This window comes from Neorhizobium tunisiense, assembly GCF_039631515.1.
GTDB lineage: Bacteria > Pseudomonadota > Alphaproteobacteria > Rhizobiales > Rhizobiaceae > Neorhizobium.
On sequence record NZ_JBDIUU010000003.1, the window covers coordinates 293,072 to 312,358 of the forward strand.

17 protein-coding genes are annotated in these 19,287 nt (G+C 62.6%); 14 read left to right on the forward strand and 3 right to left on the reverse strand.

Annotated features, from left to right (window positions below; genetic code table 11):
* Positions 1-181 precede the first annotated feature (181 nt).
* The 6 genes from ABCW43_RS15540 (at position 182) to lpdA (ending at position 7,657) form a co-directional block, all read left to right on the forward strand.
* A complete protein-coding gene (locus ABCW43_RS15540) occupies positions 182-3,178 on the forward strand; it encodes a 2-oxoglutarate dehydrogenase E1 component (protein ID WP_345925976.1) in 2,997 nt (998 codons plus the stop codon).
* A 57-nt stretch (positions 3,179-3,235) separates the two neighbouring features.
* Positions 3,236-4,483 carry a 2-oxoglutarate dehydrogenase complex dihydrolipoyllysine-residue succinyltransferase gene (gene odhB, locus ABCW43_RS15545; protein ID WP_345925978.1) on the forward strand — a complete coding sequence of 416 codons (1,248 nt, stop codon included), beginning with the start codon at positions 3,236-3,238 and terminating at the stop codon, positions 4,481-4,483.
* 15 nt (positions 4,484-4,498) lie between these two features.
* Positions 4,499-4,915 (forward strand): MAPEG family protein, encoded by a 417-nt coding sequence (locus ABCW43_RS15550; protein ID WP_345925980.1) that lies wholly within the window; start codon positions 4,499-4,501, stop codon positions 4,913-4,915.
* Between the two features lie 4 nt (positions 4,916-4,919).
* Positions 4,920-5,420 carry a hypothetical protein gene (locus ABCW43_RS15555; protein WP_345925982.1) on the forward strand — a complete coding sequence of 167 codons (501 nt, stop codon included), beginning with the start codon at positions 4,920-4,922 and terminating at the stop codon, positions 5,418-5,420.
* Positions 5,417-6,169: an SDR family oxidoreductase gene (locus tag ABCW43_RS15560; protein WP_345925984.1), complete on the forward strand. Its 753-nt coding sequence runs from the start codon at positions 5,417-5,419 to the stop codon at positions 6,167-6,169. The genes ABCW43_RS15555 and ABCW43_RS15560 overlap by 4 nt, the downstream gene beginning before the upstream one ends.
* 81 nt (positions 6,170-6,250) lie before the next feature.
* Positions 6,251-7,657 (forward strand): dihydrolipoyl dehydrogenase, encoded by a 1,407-nt coding sequence (lpdA, locus tag ABCW43_RS15565; RefSeq protein WP_345925986.1) that lies wholly within the window; start codon positions 6,251-6,253, stop codon positions 7,655-7,657.
* 105 nt (positions 7,658-7,762) lie between these two features.
* Here lpdA and ABCW43_RS15570 read toward each other — a convergent pair whose 3' ends face one another.
* On the reverse strand, positions 7,763-8,155 hold the full coding sequence (locus ABCW43_RS15570) for a GFA family protein (protein WP_345925988.1): 393 nt from the start codon (positions 8,153-8,155) through the stop codon (positions 7,763-7,765).
* Between the two features lie 235 nt (positions 8,156-8,390).
* Between ABCW43_RS15570 and ABCW43_RS15575 the strand changes: the two genes are divergently transcribed.
* Positions 8,391-8,879 carry a cytochrome b gene (locus ABCW43_RS15575; protein WP_345925990.1) on the forward strand — a complete coding sequence of 163 codons (489 nt, stop codon included), beginning with the start codon at positions 8,391-8,393 and terminating at the stop codon, positions 8,877-8,879.
* A 16-nt stretch (positions 8,880-8,895) separates the two neighbouring features.
* Here ABCW43_RS15575 and ABCW43_RS15580 read toward each other — a convergent pair whose 3' ends face one another.
* Both ABCW43_RS15580 and ABCW43_RS15585 read right to left on the reverse strand, forming a co-directional pair.
* Positions 8,896-9,975, reverse strand: coding sequence for a TraB/GumN family protein (locus ABCW43_RS15580; RefSeq protein WP_345926247.1), 1,080 nt, complete (start codon positions 9,973-9,975; stop codon positions 8,896-8,898).
* A 97-nt stretch (positions 9,976-10,072) separates the two neighbouring features.
* Positions 10,073-11,008, reverse strand: a complete 936-nt coding sequence (locus tag ABCW43_RS15585; RefSeq protein WP_345925992.1) for a tyrosine recombinase XerC — start codon at positions 11,006-11,008, stop codon at positions 10,073-10,075.
* A 152-nt stretch (positions 11,009-11,160) separates the two neighbouring features.
* On the opposite strand from ABCW43_RS15585, the gene ABCW43_RS15590 reads away from it, so the two are divergent.
* The 7 genes from ABCW43_RS15590 to ABCW43_RS15620 all read left to right on the forward strand — a co-directional run bounded on the left by ABCW43_RS15590 (position 11,161) and on the right by ABCW43_RS15620 (position 19,275).
* Positions 11,161-12,090, forward strand: a complete 930-nt coding sequence (locus ABCW43_RS15590; RefSeq protein ID WP_345925994.1) for a lysophospholipid acyltransferase family protein — start codon at positions 11,161-11,163, stop codon at positions 12,088-12,090.
* A gap of 53 nt (positions 12,091-12,143) precedes the next feature.
* Positions 12,144-13,286, forward strand: coding sequence for an AAA family ATPase (locus ABCW43_RS15595; RefSeq protein ID WP_345925996.1), 1,143 nt, complete (start codon positions 12,144-12,146; stop codon positions 13,284-13,286).
* 49 nt (positions 13,287-13,335) lie between these two features.
* Positions 13,336-15,558 carry a primosomal protein N' gene (locus ABCW43_RS15600; protein ID WP_345925998.1) on the forward strand — a complete coding sequence of 741 codons (2,223 nt, stop codon included), beginning with the start codon at positions 13,336-13,338 and terminating at the stop codon, positions 15,556-15,558.
* Between the two features lie 67 nt (positions 15,559-15,625).
* Entirely contained in the window at positions 15,626-16,009 is a 384-nt protein-coding gene (locus ABCW43_RS15605) for an AGROH133_08824 family phage infection protein (protein WP_046640113.1), read from the forward strand.
* Between the two features lie 261 nt (positions 16,010-16,270).
* Positions 16,271-16,837, forward strand: coding sequence for a F0F1 ATP synthase subunit delta (locus ABCW43_RS15610; RefSeq protein WP_080954199.1), 567 nt, complete (start codon positions 16,271-16,273; stop codon positions 16,835-16,837).
* Positions 16,837-18,366: a F0F1 ATP synthase subunit alpha gene (gene atpA, locus ABCW43_RS15615; RefSeq protein WP_345926002.1), complete on the forward strand. Its 1,530-nt coding sequence runs from the start codon at positions 16,837-16,839 to the stop codon at positions 18,364-18,366. Before ABCW43_RS15610 ends, atpA begins: the two co-directional genes overlap by 1 nt.
* A gap of 30 nt (positions 18,367-18,396) precedes the next feature.
* Positions 18,397-19,275, forward strand: a complete 879-nt coding sequence (locus ABCW43_RS15620; protein ID WP_345926004.1) for a F0F1 ATP synthase subunit gamma — start codon at positions 18,397-18,399, stop codon at positions 19,273-19,275.
* The last annotated feature ends 12 nt before the right edge of the window (positions 19,276-19,287 follow it).

The following is a 19,287-nucleotide window of genomic DNA, read 5'->3' on the forward strand; positions in this document are numbered from 1 at the left end:
CTTCGGACAGGCGAAGCGCTCCATGCTTCGCCTGTCCATGTTTTGCGTCTCTTAATTTTGGGGGCGCGTGACCGCCAGATGCGGTCCGGTACCAAGACGAAGACCAAGAAAATGCGGAAGACCGGAAGTATTTTTCGGTTCCGATTACGTCAGGAGGCGGGCGCGGCGCCCGCAGATAACCATGGCACGGCAAGAAGCCAACGAGCAGTTCCTCATCACCTCTTTCCTCGACGGACAGAACGCGGCCTATATCGAGCAGCTTCATGCCCGCTACGAGGACGACCCGACATCCGTCGCGCCGGAATGGCAGGCCTTCTTCAAGGCGCTCGCCGACAATCCCGACGATGTGAAGGCGGCGGCGAAGGGAGCCTCGTGGCAGCGCAAGAACTGGCCGATCACGGCAAACGGCGAGTTGGTCTCGGCGCTCGACGGGAACTGGCCGCTCGTCGAAAAGGCGATCGAAACCAAGGTGAAGGCGAAGGCGGAAGCGACCGCTGCCGCGACCGGCAAGCCGGTCAGCGAAGCGGAAGTGTTGCAGGCGACGCGCGATAGCGTCCGCGCCATCATGATGATCCGCGCCTACCGCATGCGGGGTCACCTGCATGCCAAGCTCGATCCGCTCGGCATTGCCAGCGCAGTCGAGGACTATAACGAGCTTTCGCCGACGGCCTACGGTTTCACCGAAGCCGATTACGACCGCAGGATCTTCATCGACAACGTGCTCGGTCTCGAATACGCGACCATCCGCCAGATGATCGAAATCCTCGAGCGTACCTATTGCTCGACGCTCGGCGTCGAGTTCATGCACATTTCCAATCCGGAAGAAAAGTCCTGGATCCAGGAGCGTATCGAAGGACCCGGCAAGGGCGTCGAGTTCACGCCGGAAGGCAAGAAGGCAATCCTTTCCAAGCTGGTGGAAGCCGAAGGTTACGAGCAGTTCCTCGACGTCCGTTTCAAGGGTACGAAGCGCTTCGGCCTCGATGGCGGCGAATCGCTGATCCCGGCGCTGGAACAGATCATCAAGCGCGGCGGCCAGGAAGGTCTTGAAGAAGTCGTTCTCGGCATGCCGCATCGCGGTCGCCTGAACGTGCTGACCAACGTGATGCTCAAGCCGCACCGGGCGGTGTTCCACGAATTCAAGGGCGGTTCGTTCAAGCCGGACGAAGTCGAAGGTTCGGGCGACGTCAAGTACCATCTGGGCGCTTCGTCGGACCGTGAATTCGACGGCAACAAGGTCCACATGTCGCTGACGGCGAACCCGTCGCATCTGGAAATCGTCAACCCGGTCGTCATGGGCAAGGCTCGCGCCAAGCAGGACATGCTTGCCAAGGCGTGGGACGGCGACATCATTCCGCTGAAGGAACGCTCCAAGGTTCTGCCGCTCCTGCTGCACGGCGATGCCGCGTTCGCGGGCCAGGGCGTCGTTGCCGAAATCCTCGGCCTTTCGGGGCTGCGCGGCCACCGCGTCGCCGGCACCATGCACGTCATCGTCAACAACCAGATCGGCTTTACCACCAATCCGGCCTTCTCGCGCTCGTCGCCCTATCCGTCCGACGTCGCCAAGATGATCGAAGCGCCGATCTTCCACGTCAACGGCGACGATCCAGAAGCGGTCGTCTACGCAGCCAAGGTCGCGACCGAATACCGGATGAAGTTCCACAAGCCGGTCGTCGTCGACATGTTCTGCTACCGCCGCTTCGGCCATAACGAAGGCGACGAGCCCGCGTTCACGCAGCCGAAGATGTACAAGGTCATCCGCGCCCACAAGACCGTCGCGCAGATCTATGCCGACCGCCTGATCGCCGAAGGTCTTCTCACCGACGGCGAATTCGAGAAGATGAAGGCCGACTGGCGCGCCCATCTGGAAACCGAATTCGAGGCCGGCCAGAGCTACAAGCCGAACAAGGCGGACTGGCTTGACGGCCAGTGGTCTGGCCTGCGTTCGGCCGACAATGCCGACGAACAGCGCCGCGGCAAGACCGCGATGCCGATGAAGGAATTGCGCGAGATCGGCCGCAAGCTTTCGACCATTCCGGAGGGTTTCAACGCCCACCGCACTATCAAGCGGTTTATGGAAAACCGCGCCCAGATGGTCGAGACCGGCGAAGGCATCGACTGGGCCATGGCGGAAGCCCTGGCATTCGGTTCGCTTGCCGTCGAAGGCACGAAGATCCGCCTGTCCGGCCAGGATTGCGAACGCGGCACGTTCAGCCAACGCCACTCGGTTCTCTACGATCAGGACACCGAAGAGCGCTACATTCCGCTCGCCAACCTGTCGCCGACCCAGGCCCGTTACGAAGTCATCAACTCGATGCTTTCGGAAGAGGCGGTCCTCGGCTTCGAATACGGGTATTCGCTTGCCCGCCCGAATGCACTGACCCTCTGGGAAGCCCAGTTCGGCGACTTCGCCAACGGCGCACAGGTCGTGTTCGACCAGTTTATCTCGTCTGGCGAACGCAAGTGGCTGCGCATGTCCGGTCTCGTCTGCCTGCTGCCGCATGGTTATGAAGGCCAGGGCCCGGAACACTCCTCGGCACGCCTCGAGCGCTGGCTGCAGATGTGCGCAGAAGACAACATGCAGGTCGCCAACGTCACGACGCCGGCCAACTACTTCCACATCCTGCGCCGTCAGACCAAGCGCGACTTCCGCAAGCCGCTCATCCTGATGACGCCGAAGTCCCTGCTGCGCCACAAGCGGGCTACCTCGACGCTTGCCGAACTGGCCGGCGAATCCTCCTTCCATCGCCTCCTCTGGGACGATGCGGAGGTCATCAAGGACGGCCCGATCAAGCTGCAGAAGGATGCCAAGATCCGTCGCGTCGTGCTCTGCACCGGCAAGGTCTATTACGACCTTCTCGAAGAGCGCGAAAAGCGCGGTATCGACGACATCTACCTGCTGCGCATCGAACAGCTTTATCCGTTCCCGGCCAAGGCCCTGATCAACGAGCTCTCCCGCTTCCGCAATGCGGAAATGGTCTGGTGCCAGGAAGAGCCGAAGAACATGGGTGCGTGGTCGTTCATCGACCCGTATCTGGAATGGGTTCTGGCGCATATCGATGCGAAGTATCAGCGCGTTCGTTACACGGGCCGGCCGGCAGCGGCTTCGCCTGCAACGGGCCAGATGTCGAAGCATCTCGCACAGCTCGAAGCCTTCCTCGAAGACGCGCTGGGCGGCTGATTCCCAGCCGCTCCTTCACTTTTCACAGATACAACCTGTCAAACACGGAAACAGATCATGGCCACCGAAATCCGCGTCCCCACTCTCGGCGAGTCCGTCAGCGAGGCAACTGTCGGCACCTGGTTCAAGAAGGTCGGCGATACGGTCAAGGCCGACGAGCCGCTGCTCGAACTTGAAACGGACAAAGTGACCGTGGAAGTTCCCGCGCCGGCCGCCGGCGTTCTCACGGAAATCGTCGCCGCCAACGGCGAAACGGTCGGCCTCGGCGCCTTGCTGGGCCAGATCGCGGAGGGTGCCGCCGGTACCGCCGCTGCCGCTCCGGCTGCAAAGCCCGCGGAAGCTGCCCCGGCCAAGGCTGCCGAACCGGCCGCTCCGGCGCCGGTCGCCGCTGCTTCTGCTGCCGCAACCTCGATGCCGCCGGCTCCGGCTGCCGCCAAGATCGCCGCCGACAACAACGTCTCGACCGCCGATATCGACGGTTCGGGCAAGCGCGGCCAGGTTCTGAAGGGTGATGTGATCGCTGCCGTTGCCAAGGGCATTTCCGCTCCGGCTGCCACGCCTGCTGCTCCGGCGGCACCACGCCCGGTTTCCTCGGCTGACGACGCATCCCGCGAAGAGCGCGTGAAGATGACGCGCCTGCGCCAGACGATCGCCCGCCGCCTCAAGGACGCGCAGAACACCGCCGCCATGCTGACCACCTATAACGAGGTGGACATGAAGGCGGTCATGGACCTGCGCAACCGCTACAAGGACGTGTTCGAGAAGAAGCACGGCGTCAAGCTCGGCTTCATGGGCTTCTTCACCAAGGCCGTGACCCACGCGCTGAAGGAACTGCCGGCCGTCAACGCCGAAATCGACGGCACCGACATCATCTACAAGAACTACTGCCATGTCGGCGTCGCCGTCGGCACCGACAAGGGCCTCGTGGTTCCGGTCGTGCGCAATGCCGACCAGATGTCGATCGCCGAAATCGAAAAGGATATCGGCCGCCTTGGCAAGCTCGCCCGTGACGGCGCGCTCTCGATGGCCGACATGCAGGGCGGCACGTTCACCATCTCGAACGGCGGCGTCTACGGTTCGCTGATGTCCTCGCCGATCCTCAACGCCCCGCAGTCCGGCATTCTCGGCATGCACAAGATCCAGGACCGCCCGGTCGTCATCGGCGGCCAGATCGTCATCCGTCCGATGATGTATCTCGCGCTCTCCTACGACCACCGCATGGTGGACGGCAAGGAAGCGGTCACCTTCCTCGTGCGCGTCAAGGAAAGCCTCGAAGATCCGGAACGCCTGGTTCTCGATCTCTAAGACGGGAACGGATTTATGGAAACGCTCGGGGTCACCGCAACGCCATACATGACGCTGCTGGCCCTGAGCGTTGTCCTGCTGGTCTTCCATGTGCTGTTGCAGGGCACGCTCTCCACTCGCGAACTTGGTCGTGAATGGAATGCAGGCCCGCGCGACCAGGGACTGACGCCGAAAGGCAAGTTCGCGGGGCGCGCCGAACGCGCATCGAGGAATTTCCAGGAGACCTATCCGGCGTTCGTCGGCCTGCTGCTGGGCGTTGCCTTTGCCGCAGACGACGCGTCCGGCTGGGGGCTGATCGGCGGTTGGATCTGGCTGGTCTCCCGGGTCGTCTATATCCCGCTCTACATGGGCGGCGTGCCCTATATCCGGTCCCTCGTCTGGACGGTGAGCCTGATCGGGCTTCTCGCCATGACCATCGCGCTCTTCCGGTGACGCCATGACTGCATCCTTCAAGATATGGCTTTCGATATTGTGTCTGGTGCCGGGCGTGGCTGCGGCTGCCGAGCGATGCGCGATCGAGAAGGCCGTGTTCGTCGAGACTACTGCCGGAACGGTACTTGCGTTCAAGCCGGTCGGTTCGGACGCCGCGGTGGTCAGCCATCTCTTCACGATCACCGGGGGCAAGCTGAAGCTCGATGGCAACGTCATGTATGACGACGAGTCCAAGCGTCCCGGGGGCATGGTGACGAACAACTGCCCGCAGGGCGATGCGACGGGCGCCGAACTTCGGGCCTGCACCGTCTGGACCGGGGTGCCCTACGCCCTTGATGTGGCGACCGGCCATATCGACATATTGGGCGCGGCGGATACCCCGGCACCGGACGCGATCCTGATGCCGGGCTTCGGGCCGGCGATCCGCCATTCGACGCTGTGGGGCAAGAGCGGTCTGAAACAGGTCCCCTGGGACCTGTACGAGTTCAAGGAATGCAAGGCATGAGCGAAACTCCTGTTCTTCTGGTGACCGGGGGGAGCCGCGGCATCGGCGCGGCGGTCTCGCTGATGGCCGCCAGCCGCGGCTGGCGGGTGGCGGTGAACTACGCCTCCAATCGGGAGGCAGCCGACAAGGTGGTTTCGGACATCGAGGCGGCTGGCGGCGAGGCGATCGCGGTCCGGGCGGATGTCGGCAATACGGCCGAGATCGTTGCGATGTTTGAGGCGGTCGATCGGCATTTCGGGCGGCTGGACGGACTGGTCAACAATGCCGGGATCGTCGACATGCCGCAGCGCATCGACGAGATGAGCGCCGAACGCATCGAGCGGATGATGCGGATCAACGTCACGGGTTCGATCCTGTGTGCCGGGGAAGCGGTGCGCCGCATGTCGACGAAACATGGCGGCAAGGGTGGCGCCATCGTCAATATCTCGTCGATGGCGGCCAAGCTGGGCTCTCCGGGCCAATATGTCGATTACGCAGCTTCCAAGGCGGCGATCGACACGCTGACCATTGGCCTTGCGCGCGAAGTCGCGACCGAAGGCGTGCGCGTCAATGCGGTCCGCCCGGGCATTATCGACACGGATATCCATGCGTCCGGCGGCCTGCCGGACCGGGCGCGCGACATGGCGCCCAGCGTTCCCATGCAACGGCCGGGCAGGGCGGAAGAGGTGGCGGATGCCGTCCTCTATTTTCTGTCGCCAGCGGCTTCCTATGTAACCGGCGCCATACTCGACGTGAGCGGTGGGCGCTAAAGCAATTCCAGCAAGAATGCGCAGCGGTTTTGCGGTCGGAATTGCGACGAAACGAAGAGATGAAGAGAAGGAAAAAGAACTATGGCATATGATGTCGTCGTCATCGGAAGCGGCCCTGGCGGTTACGTCTGCGCGGTGAAGGCTGCCCAGCTCGGCCTCAAGGTCGCGGTCGTGGAAAAGCGCGCCACCTATGGCGGGACCTGCCTCAACATCGGCTGCATCCCTTCCAAGGCGCTGCTGCACGCCTCCGAAATGTTCGCCCACGCCGCCCACGGCATGGATGCGCTCGGCGTCGAGGTTTCTGCGCCAAAACTCAATCTTGAAAAGATGATGGCCCACAAGGACGCGACGGTTAAGTCGAACGTCGACGGGGTCTCCTTCCTGTTCAAGAAGAACAAGATCGACGGCTTCATCGGCACCGGCAAGATCGTTTCGGCCGGCAAGGTTTCCGTGACCGGCGACGACGGCAAGGTCCAGGAACTCGAAACCAAGAACATCGTCATCGCCACCGGCTCCGACGTCGCCGGCATTCCGGGCGTCAATGTCGAGATCGACGAAAAGGTGATCATCTCGTCCACCGGCGGCATCGCGCTCGAAAAGGTGCCGCAGCACCTGATCGTGGTCGGCGGCGGCGTCATCGGCATGGAGCTCGGCTCGGTCTGGTCGCGCCTCGGCGCCAAGGTCACCGTGATCGAATATCTCGACAAGCTGCTCGGCGGCATGGACGGCGAAGTCTCCAAGCAGTTCCAGCGGATGATGGCCAAGCAGGGCATGGACATCCGCACGGATGCCAAGGTGACCGGCGTCGAAAAGACCGCCAATGGCGCCAAGGTCACCTACGAGCCGGTCAAGGGCGGCGACGCCCAGACGCTCGAAGCCGATGTCGTGCTGATCGCCACCGGCCGCAAGCCGTATACCGCAGGCCTCGGTTTGGAAGAAGCGGGCGTCAAGCTCGACAATCGCGGCCGCGTCGAGATCGACGGCCACTTCAAGACCAATGTCGAAGGCATCTACGCGATCGGCGATGTCGTTCGCGGCCCGATGCTCGCCCACAAGGCGGAAGACGAAGGTGTCGCGATGGCCGAAATCATCGCCGGCCAGCATGGCCATGTGAATTACGACGTCATCCCGGGCGTCGTCTACACGCAGCCGGAAGTGGCCTCGGTCGGCAAGACCGAGGAAGAACTGAAGGCGGCGGGCATCGCCTACAAGGTCGGCAAGTTCCCGTTCACCGCCAACGGCCGCGCCCGCGCCATGCTGGCGACGGACGGTTTCGTGAAGATCCTCGCCGACAAGGATACCGACCGGGTTCTCGGCGGCCATATCGTCGGTTTCGGCGCCGGCGAAATGATCCACGAGATCGCCGTGCTGATGGAATTCGGCGGCTCCTCGGAAGATCTCGGCCGCACCTGCCACGCGCATCCGACCATGTCGGAAGCGGTCAAGGAAGCCGCACTGGCGACCTTCTTCAAGCCGATCCATATGTGAGCGCGTCCGGCGCTTTCATGCCTGTATGATCGGGGAGGGTGGGACGTCGTCCTGCCCTTTTCCGTCATGCATGGCGGCACCGGAGTTTCGTGCCGTTCGTGCGATCTACCCTTCGAAGCGACCGGTGGTATCACGATCGCGCTCGTACCGCCTGGTGAGCGGAAACGGCGGTAACCAGGACTCTCGGCGGACGATCCAGCTTTCGTAGGTCGGCATCAGCTGGTCGGGGGCATCCAGGGATCCGAGGTTCACCTCGATTTCGTCCGCGGTGCGCGCGAAAACCGACGAGCCGCAGCGGGGGCAGAAAAACCGCCCTGCATAGTCTCTTGTTTCCCCCTCGATCGCTACCGCCTCCTGGGGGAATATAGCGGATGCGTGAAACAGGGCTCCATGATGCTTGCGGCAGTCGAGACAGTGACAAATGCCGACCCGGTATGGCAGTCCCGACGCCACAATTCGAACGTTGCCGCATAGGCAGCCGCCGGTCAATCGATCCATGCTGCGTCTCCTCCAACGTCAAACGGCCCGGATTTTTACACCGAGCAGCGCCTTCGGTGCAATTGTCAGCAGCGCGCGATAATGTTCATCGCTGCCACTCGAACACGCGGCCTAAAAATTACGATTGGTCAATTCCAGGATTAAATCTTGGACAGGCTTGCCGCTTTCACTTGAGCCGGCGGCAAACGGCCATAGACTGGATCCCATTGTTCCAATCTTCTGTAAAGGTCGAGAAATGGCTCTCTCCTTCACGGTGCCGCAGCGTATCCTGCATTGGCTGATGGCAGCGCTCATCCTTTTCAACCTGATCTTCAGCGATGCCATGGAGACTGCCGGCCGGCTGATGTTCCGCGGCCAGACGCTGACGCCGGAGCAGGTGAGCGCGGCGAATATCCATGCCTATGTCGGCATCGGTGTGTTGGTCCTGGCCCTGATCCGGCTCTGTCTGCGGTTCATGCAAGGCGTGCCGCCGGAGCCGATACAGGAGCCGCCGTTCCTCCGGGTTGTGGCGAGGATCAGCCACTGGGCGTTCTACGCGCTCTTTTTTGCGATGCCTCTCGCTGGTATCGGTGCCTGGTATTTCGGCAATACGACGGCTGCATTTGTCCATTCAGGACCGATGAAACTGCTGATGTGGGTGCTGATCGTCGCCCATATCGGCGGTGCGCTGGTGCACCAGTTCTACTGGAAGACCGATGTGCTGAAGCGGATGACGAGCGGTTGATGAAGAAAGGGCGGCGTCAATTGACCGCGGTCACCTTGAAGCCCTGTTTCCGGACGAGTTCGACAAGGCCTTCCTCGCCCGGCAGGTGCAGGGCGCCGACGGCCATGAAGATGCCGCCTTGGCCAAGGATCGGCGCTGCCCGATCAGCCATGATGTGGTTGCGCTTGCTGACGACGAGGTTCTCGAAGTCGCCGTAACCGGCTTCGTCCTCGGTGCCGTCGGGTGCCACGGCTTTCAGCATCGGCATTGCGAGACCGATCTCACCGGAAAGATAGACTTCCGTCAGCGTCTCGAAGACATCATCGACGCGCTTGCCGAGCTTGATGGTCTCGATCAACGACTTGAGGTGCAGCTCGATCGGGATGGCGTTCAGCGCCGCCGCCTGTTCTTCAAGCGTTTCCAGGCCCTTGACGGGCTTGCCCTCGGCCGTTGCCTGTTCGGCGATCTTCCTGTCGAGGAAGGCGACGTTCTGCGCCTTGCGGGCAAGCTCGCAGGCCGGCACCGAGACGAGCGCCATCAGCATCCAGGGCCGCATGCGCGAGACAGCCGAGAGCGGCACTCCGCGTGCCTTCAGGCCGGCTTCGAGAAGGGCGACATCGTCCTTCGGCAGCAGCGAATCGATCGTGCTGCCATCCGTCAGCATCATCAGTTCCGGTTTGGCGAGCATCTTGGCCATCGCCTTTTTCTCGTCGATGACCTCGTCGGATTCGATGATGATCGCTTTTGCCCTGGAGTGGGCTTCGGCGGCGCCGAGCGGCATTTTCAGAACCCGCGGATCGGACACATGCATGGTGCCGAGCAGGTAGGAGGGTGCCAGTCCGTCCTTCTCGATCTTCCAGAAGATGCCCTTGCCGTTCGGCACTTTGGCGGCCTCGGCAACGATCTGGTCATAGAGCGGCGATTTTTCGGCCTTCATCTCTTCGAGAAGGTTCCGGCCGTCGCAGGTGGGCGCTTCCGCCCGTGCAGGGGACAGTGAGCCGAGGACGAGAAGGAGAGAGGCAAGCGCCACGACGTGGGCAGCGGCGATCAGCCAAAGCACGAAACCTTGGGCGCGCTTCATGAAAGCGCCGGTGAAAGAGGCGAAGGCGGGAGTCATCATGTCATCCGTCTGAAAGTTGCCGACATGTTAGCGATGGCGGCTGCACAAGCGCTTAACGCAGTTGGTTAAAACTTCGTTCAGGCAGATGTGGCGGCTAAGCACGGGGGTGGGCGCGGTCGTAGACCTCCAGCAGTCTCGATGAATCGACGCCGGTATAGACCTGTGTCGTCGAAAGGCTGGCGTGGCCGAGCAGTTCCTGGATGGTGCGCAGGTCGCCCCCGCCGGCGAGCAGGTGGGTGGCGAAGGAGTGCCGCAGCGCGTGCGGTGTTGCCGTCTCCGGCAGGCCGAATGCGCTTCGGAGTTTCTGCATTTCCCGCTGGATGATCGCCGGCTGCAGCGGGCCGCCGCGGGCGCCCCGGAACAGCGGCTTGTCGGCTTCCAGATGGTAGGGGCAGAGTTTCTTGTAGGTCTCGACCGCGTCGAACACGACCTGGAGCAGCGGTACGAGACGGGTCTTGCCGCCCTTGCCGGTGATCCGCAGGGTTGTCGCGCCCGGCGTCAGGTCGTCGGGACGCAGGCCGAGCGCTTCGGAGATGCGCAGGCCGCAGCCGTAGAGCAGGGTCAGCACGGCGGCGTCGCGGGCAGCGACCCAAGGCTCTTCCTGCAACTGGGCACCTGTGGTGACGAGGTTGAGCGCCTGGCGGTCGGTCAGCGGTTTCGGCAGGGATTTCGGCTGTTTTGGCGCGCGGATGGCGCCGGCGGCGGCGGCGTTCACCAGGCCCTTGCGTTCGAGATAACGAAGAAATGAACGGAGCCCCGCGAGATGCCGGCCGAGCGACCGAGCCCCGGAACCCTCGCGGCGGCGGGCCGCCAGGAAGGCACGCAAGTCGGCCGGGCGCAGCGTGTGAATATCGGCAATCTTGGCGGGACCTGCCAGATGTGTGGTCAGGAACGTCAAAAACTGCCGTGTATCGCGCTCGTAGGCATCGAGCGTATTGCCCGAAAGCCGGCGCTCGCTCGCCAGGCTCTCCAGCCATTCGCGGCGTTTTTCCGTGAGATCGGGTGCGGCGATAATCAGCAGTTCGTGCAAGATCTAGCCCGTTGAATTTGGAGTGGTTGCGCCCCAGATTGCTCTGGACGGCGTTACAAAATCCCTAAGACTGCCTTAGTCCTGGGTAACGATGTCATCGTTCGATCATAAGGGGCTGCCATACCAAGCAGGTCCTGCCTGCGGGAGTTTCTATGGCGCGCCGTGATTCTACGACCACTTTTGGACAGTTCGCGGAAACAATCGCCCTCGTTTCACAAGGCAGACCCGGTCACATCGTCGACACATTGATTGCCGAGCGGGGCCAACGGATCGTCCAGAATCCGCTCTGGCCGGTGATGCGGCCATTTCTCTACACGCTGCTGCGTTATGGACGGGCGATCAAATTCGCCAACGACATCTCGACGCTCAGCGGCTTCCAGTGCTTCGAATACATGAGCAACCTTTTGAAGCTGGATGTGACGGTGGCGAATGCCGAGCGCATTCCCGAAAAGGGCGGGTTCATCCTGGTCAGCAACCATCCGACCGGGATTGCCGACGGCGTTGCCGTCTTCGACCTCCTGAAGTCGCGTCGCCCGGACATGATGGTGTTCGCCAACCGGGATGCGGTGCGCGTCAATCCCCGGTTTTCCGAGATGATCATCCCGGTCGAGTGGCGGGAGGAGCACAAGACCAAGCTCAAAGCCCGCGAGACGCTGGTGCTGACCAACAAGACCATCGAGGACGGCAAGGTCATGGTGCTGTTTCCTTCCGGCCGCATCGCCTATTGGGCGGACGGCAAGCTCAACGAGCGGCCGTGGAAGACATCAGCCGTCAGTCTCGCCCGCAAATACAACCTGCCGATCCTGCCGATCCACATGCGAGCGCGCAATTCCGGCCTGTTCTACTGGTTCGCCAAATGGTCGACGGAACTGCGCGACATGACGGTGTTTTACGAACTCCTCAACAAGAAGAGCGACCATTTCGATTTCACCGTCGGCCAGATGATCCCGCCGAGTGCGCTGGATGGCGATATGACGGAGGTCACCAGGGCGCTGGAACAACACACGGTGTTCGAGCTTGCCGCGGATGGCGATGCGGTGTTCAAGGCTGCCGAGAAACCGCAGACTGCGTCGGCGGCGTGAAGCCGGGGCCCAGCGGTATTTTTCCCATCCCGCTCTTCGGCTAGGAATGGAGCATGCTGCTTCGCTCGATGTTCGCCGCCAATTACCGTTCGCTGCGCTCGATCCGCATGGATCTGGCCGGCGTCAATCTGTTCATCGGCGAAAACGGCGTCGGCAAATCCAATCTCTACCGTGCCCTGCAGCTCGTGCAGGCGGCGGTGCGCGGCAATCTGGCCTATGAGATCGCGGCCGAAGGCGGCATGGCCTCGGCGCTCTGGTCCGGTCAGCGCCGGCAGGAGAAGAATTTCCGCATCAAGCTCGAAGTCGAGGTTCTTGATGACGAGCGGGCGGTGACGTTCCGCTACCGGGTCGAGGCGGGGCTTCGTCCGCCTATCGACGCGGCGGGCTTTGCCTTCGAGCCGCAGGTGAAGGAGGAGGAGCTTGTCGTTGAAACCGGTTCGCGACCGGTGACGATGATGAAACGCACCGGGCCGGGGATCATGGTGCGCGGGACAAGCGGCCGGATGGAGGAGTATCCCGAAAAGGCGATGACTTCAGAAACGGCAATCGCGCTGCTCGGCGATGCCGGCCACTATCCGGAAGCCGGTGCTTTTCGGCGATTGATCGACGGCTGGCGGTTCTTCCATGGTTTTCGAACGGATCGGGATTCCGCCCTGCGGCAGCCCTGCCTTGCGGTTACCTCGCCGCTGCTCGATCAGGACGGCGGCAACATGGCGGCGGTGTTCGCGACGCTCGTGCATACCCGCGGCGACACGGTGGAGCTGGACCAGGCCGTTGCCGCGGCTCTTGGCGGCGCGAAACTGCATGTGCCTGAGCCGGGGGAATATGCGGAATTCGGCCTCGTCTTCCCGGATTTCCCCAAACGGATTTTTCAGCCGCGCGAGCTTTCCGACGGGCAGATCCGTTTCCTCGGGCTTGCGGCGGCGCTGATGTCCTATCGCCAGCCGCCGTTGATCGCGCTCAACGAGCCGGAGGCCAGCCTGCATCCGGACATGCTGATGCCGCTGGCCGACATGATCGCCCAGGCGGCGCGCCACAGCCAGATCTGGATCGTCACCCATTCGGAACTGCTCGCATCCGCCGTTCAGGACCGTTGCGGCACGCGGCCGCGGCGGGTGATCCGGAAGGATGGCGCCACCTGGATCGACGGCATGCGGCTGACCGGCGTCATCGACGGTGAAGACGATGACGAGTAGCCGTCTTTAGGGTTCACTTTTGTTCCGGGTTTGGGCATGGTCGCCGCCCATGGGCATAGATTCGTCCGATCTCTTCGGTTCGCTGTTTGAAGCGCCGTCATTGGTGAGGGTGGTGCCGGTGCTGGTGCCGCTGCCGGTACCGGTCGCCTATAGCTATGCCGTGCCGGAAGGTGTGCATGTGGAGCCCGGTTCGGTGGTTCAGGTGCCGGTCGGCCCGCGGCAGTTGATCGGCGTCGTCTGGGACGGCGACAACGACGACAAGCTCGATCCGAAGAAGCTGAGGCCGATCACGCTGGTCTTCGATTGCCCGCCGCTTTCCAAGGAGATGCGCGATTTCGTCGACTGGGTGGCGAGCTACACGCTGTCGCCGCCGGGCTTGGTGGCGCGCATGGCGATCCGGGCCCCGGCGGCACTCGATCCTGAGCCGATGGTCGAAGGCCTGCGCTATCTCGGCGGCCAGCCGGAGCGGCTGACCCCAGCGCGCGCCCGGGTGCTCGATCTTGCCGGTGAGGAAGAAATCCCGTGGACCCGCAGCGGGCTGGCGCATGCGGCCGGCGTCTCGATGAGCGTCGTCGATGGACTGACCGCGCAAGGCATATTCGAGACGGTGTTCCTGCCCCCGCCGCCGGTCGTGGCGAGGCCCGATCCCGACTATATCAGCCCGCGCATCGAGGGCCCGCAGAAACAGGCGTCCGTGGAGATCCTGGAATCGATCCGGGCCGGCGGGTTCTCCACCTCGCTGATTGACGGCGTGACCGGCTCGGGCAAGACGGAAGTCTATTTCGAGGCGATTGCCGAAACATTGAGACTCGGCAAACAGGTGCTGATCCTGCTGCCGGAAATCGCGCTGACCTCGAGCTTCCTCGATCGCTTCCAGGCGCGCTTCGGCGCCAAGCCCGGCGAATGGCATTCGGATCTTGCCCCCCGCATGCGCGAAAAGGTCTGGCGCGGCGTGGTGACCGGGGAGGTGAAGGTGGTGGCCGGCGCGCGCTCGGCGCTGTTCCTTCCCTTCGAGGATCTCGGCCTGATCATCGTCGACGAGGAGCACGACCCCGCCTACAAGCAGGAGGACCGGGTCTTCTACAACGCGCGCGACATGGCGGTGGTGCGCGCCCGGATCGGCGATTTTCCGATCGTGCTGGTCTCGGCGACGCCTTCGGTGGAAAGCCAGGTCAATGGTCTGGCCGGTCGCTACAACACCGTGCACCTGCCGACCCGTTTCGGCGATGCGGCGATGCCGGACCTGCACCTGATCGACATGCGGCGACACCCCCCGGAGCGCGGCGGCTTCCTGTCGCCCGTGCTTTTGCGCGCCATGAAGAAAACCCTTGAGCGGGGTGAGCAGTCGCTGCTGTTCCTCAACCGGCGCGGCTATGCGCCGCTGACGCTCTGCCGCGTCTGCGGCCACCGGTTCCAATGCCCGCAATGTTCGAGCTGGCTGGTAGAGCACCGGTTCAAGAGCCAGATCCAGTGCCATCAATGCGGCTATTCCGAGCGAACCCCGGAAGCGTGTCCCGAATGCGGCACGCTCGACCATCTGGTCGCCTGCGGGCCGGGCGTCGAGCGCATTGCCGAGGAAGTCGAAAAGCATTTTCCGGAGGCGCGGACGATCGTCATGTCGTCCGACCTGCTCGGCGGCGTCAAGCGCATGCGCATCGAGCTGGAGGCGATCGCCAAGGGCGAGGCGGATATCGTCATCGGCACGCAGCTCGTCGCCAAGGGCCACAATTTCCCGCTGATGACGCTGGTCGGTATCGTCGATGCCGATCTCGGCCTCTCCAACGGCGATCCGCGCGCGGCGGAGCGCACCTTCCAGCTTCTGAGCCAGGTGACGGGCCGGGCCGGGCGAACCGGCCTCAAGAGCCATGGCCTGCTGCAGACCTTCCAGCCGCAGCATCCGGTGATGCAGGCGATCGTCTCGGGCGATGCCGGGGCCTTTTACGAGCGGGAGATCGCCGAGCGGGAAAAGGCGATCCTGCCACCCTTCGGACGGCTGGCCTCGCTGATCGTCTCCGCCGAGACCCGCGCGGATGCGGAAACCCATGCGAGAGGTTTGCGGGCGGCTGCGCCAAAGGTCACCGGCATTTCGGTGCTGGGGCCGGCGGAAGCGCCTCTGGCGCTGGTGCGTGGCCGGCATCGCTTCCGGCTGCTGGTGCATGGACGGCGCAATTCCGACATGCAGGCGTTTCTGCGGGCGATGCTGGAGAACGGCCCGAAACAGCGTGGCTCGGTGCAGATCCAGCTCGATATCGACCCGCAGAGTTTTCTTTGATCGCCGTTCTTTGCGACTTGTTTACCGCTTGCGTTAGAATCTTGCGATTCGAACGATGCGAGGCGACATGGAACTCTATTTTCCCACTGAACTCGGCGAGCAGGTGGCTTTCATCTGTGCGGCGGCAACGGCTGCGCTCGGGTTTCTCGTCTTCCTGTTTCCCGCCGTCGTTCTGCGCCTGACCGCGTTCCAGATCGGCGAGGTGCGGCCGGAAGGTTATGCGGCCGTCCGATCGACCGGCGCGCATCATCTCGGCTTCGGTCTTGCGGCGATCATGCTCGCCCAGGACTGGATCTATATGACGCTCGGCATCGCGCTTGGATTTGCCGCTCTCGGACGGTTGATGTCCTGCGTGCTTGATCGCGGCTTCACCCCCAGAAATATAGCATTTTCCCTACTTCAGGTTGTGCTCGCTGGCGGGCCGCTCGCCTATGTCTTCGGCTATATCTGACGCTTGATCGGGAGATTGCAGGCCGCAGCCTGCCGAAAATCCTTCCGCTTCCGGGATAAAATCACTCTCAGCCCTTGCGTGTCCGGCTTTTTCCGTTATCAGGCGTGTTGCGAGTCCTTACAGCCTATGCTAGACGGACCGCGAAAGTCGGAAAGGGTAGGGCGCAAGCTCTGCAGGTTCTGAGGAAAAATCAAACGATTTCAAGCTCTTGCTTCACCTCTCCCGTAGGGTCTGGCGCTTGGATGGCAATACAGGGAAACTGTGCCCGTGGCTGACACGTCCCAGCTTATTTCCGGTGTAGCGGAGCGTTATGCTTCCTCGCTTTTCGAACTGTCCCTCGAGGCTGGTTCGATCGACAAGGTCGGTGCCGATCTTGATCGTTTTCAGGCGCTGCTGGATGAGAGTGAAGACCTGCGACGCCTGGTCGCAAGCCCGGTATTTTCCGCCGAAGATCAGCAGAACGCGGTGATCGCCGTTGCCCAGAAGGCTGGCATTTCCGGTCTCGTTGCCAATTTCCTGAAGGTTGTCGCCGGCAATCGTCGTCTTTTTGCGATACCCGGCATGATCCGCGCCTTCCGCCAGATCGCCGCAGAGCATCGCGGTGAAATCACTGCCGAGGTCACCTCGGCGCATGCGCTTTCCCAGGCGCAGGAAAACGAACTCAAGTCGGCGCTGAAGGGCGTAACCGGCAAGGACGTGACAATCGCCGTGACTATCGACCCGTCGATCCTCGGCGGCCTGATCGTCAAGGTCGGTTCTCGTCAGATCGACACTTCCCTTCGCACCAAACTTTCCACCCTTAAGCTTGCACTGAAAGAGGTTGGCTGATGGATATCCGCGCCGCGGAAATTTCCGCAATTCTGAAAGACCAGATCAAGAACTTCGGCCAGGAGGCTGAGGTTTCCGAAGTCGGACAGGTTCTGTCCGTCGGCGACGGCATTGCCCGCGTCTACGGTCTGGACAACGTCCAGGCCGGCGAAATGGTCGAATTCCCGGGCGGCATCCGTGGTATGGCGCTGAACCTCGAAGCCGACAATGTCGGCGTCGTCATCTTCGGTTCCGACCGTGCCATCAAGGAAGGCGACACCGTCAAGCGGACCGGCGCCATCGTTGACGTTCCGGTCGGTCCGGAACTGCTCGGCCGCGTCGTCGACGCGCTCGGCAACCCGATCGACGGCAAGGGCCCGATCAACGCGACCCGCCGTTCGCGCGTCGACGTCAAGGCTCCGGGCATCATTCCGCGCAAGTCGGTTCATGAGCCGATGTCGACCGGCCTCAAGGCCATCGACGCCCTCATCCCGGTCGGCCGCGGCCAGCGCGAGCTGGTCATCGGCGACCGCCAGACCGGCAAGACCGCGATCATCCTCGACACGATCCTCAACCAGAAGGCCATTCACGATAACGGCCCGGACTCGGAAAAGCTGTTCTGCGTCTACGTCGCTATCGGCCAGAAGCGCTCGACGGTTGCCCAGTTCGTGAAGGTTCTCGAAGAGCGTGGCGCCCTGCAGTACTCGATCATCGTTGCTGCGACCGCTTCGGATCCGGCTCCGATGCAGTATCTGGCGCCGTTCGCCGGCTGCGCGATGGGCGAATATTTCCGTGACAACGGCCAGCACGCCCTGATCGGTTACGACGACCTTTCCAAGCAGGCTGTCGCCTATCGTCAGATGTCGCTGTTGCTGCGCCGCCCGCCGGGCCGCGAAGCTTATCCGGGCGACGTCTTCTACCTGCATTCCCGCCTTCTGGAGCGCGCTGCAAAGCTCTCCGACGAGCGCGGCAATGGTTCGCTGACGGCTCTGCCGGTCATCGAAACCCAGGGTAACGACGTTTCGGCCTTCATTCCGACCAACGTGATCTCGATCACCGACGGCCAGATCTTCCTTGAAACCGACCTGTTCTACCAGGGTATCCGCCCGGCCGTGAACGTCGGTCTGTCGGTTTCCCGCGTCGGCTCGGCCGCGCAGGTCAAGGCGATGAAGCAGGTTGCCGGCTCGATCAAGGGCGAACTCGCCCAGTATCGTGAAATGGCCGCCTTCGCCCAGTTTGGTTCCGACCTCGACGCCTCGACGCAGCGCCTCTTGAACCGCGGCGCACGCCTGACCGAACTCCTGAAGCAGCCGCAGTTCTCGCCGCTGAAGACGGAAGAGCAGGTCGCGGTGATCTTCGCCGGCGTCAACGGCTACCTCGACAAGATCGCAGTTGCCCAGGTCGGCAAGTTCGAGCAGGGCTTCCTGTCCTACCTCCGCTCCGAAGGCAAGGCTCTCCTCGATACGATCCGTACCGAGAAGCAGCTTTCCGACGACACCCGCGCGAAGCTCAAGGCCGCTCTCGACAGCTACGCCAAGTCTTTCGCCTGAGAACGGATCAATCTCGAGGACCGATAACGGATGCCTTCACTTAAGGATCTGAAAAACCGGATCGCCTCCGTCAAGGCGACGCAGAAGATCACCAAGGCGATGAAAATGGTCGCCGCGGCGAAGCTGCGCCGTGCCCAGGAGGCGGCCGAGGCTGCCCGTCCTTACGCGGAACGTATGACCAAGGTGCTGGCCGGCCTTTCGGCCGCCAATGCCGGGAACGCCGAAGCGCCGCTTCTGCTTTCGGGCACGGGCAAGGATCAGGTTCATCTGCTGATCGTCGCGACCGGCGAACGCGGTCTGGCCGGGGGCTTCAACTCCTCGATCATTCGTCTCGCCCGCGATCACGCTCTGAAGCTGCTTGCTCAAGGCAAGACGGTGAAGATCATCACCGTCGGCCGCAAGGGCAACGACATCCTGCGCCGCACGTTCAAGGACAACATCGTCGACTACGTGACGTTCCGCGAAGTCAAGCAGCTCGGTTTCGCCCAGGCCGACGAGGTGGCGCATAAGGTGCTGGCGCTCTACAATGCCGGCGAATTCGACATCGCGACGCTGTTTTTCGCACGCTTCCAGTCGGTGATCTCGCAGGTGGCGACCGCCTCGCAGATCATCCCGGCCAAGTTCGAGACCACCGAGCCGACGACTGCCTCCTCGGCGATCTATGAATACGAGTCGAGCGAGGAGGAAATCCTCGAAGACCTGCTGCCGAAGAATATCGCGGTGCAGATTTTCCGGGCCCTGCTCGAAAACAACGCTTCCTTCTATGGCGCGCAGATGTCTGCAATGGACAACGCGACGCGCAATGCCGGTGACATGATCAACAAGCTGACGCTCTCCTACAACCGTCAGCGCCAGGCACAGATCACCAAGGAACTCATCGAAATCATTTCGGGCGCGGAAGCGCTCTGAGGTAAAGAAAGA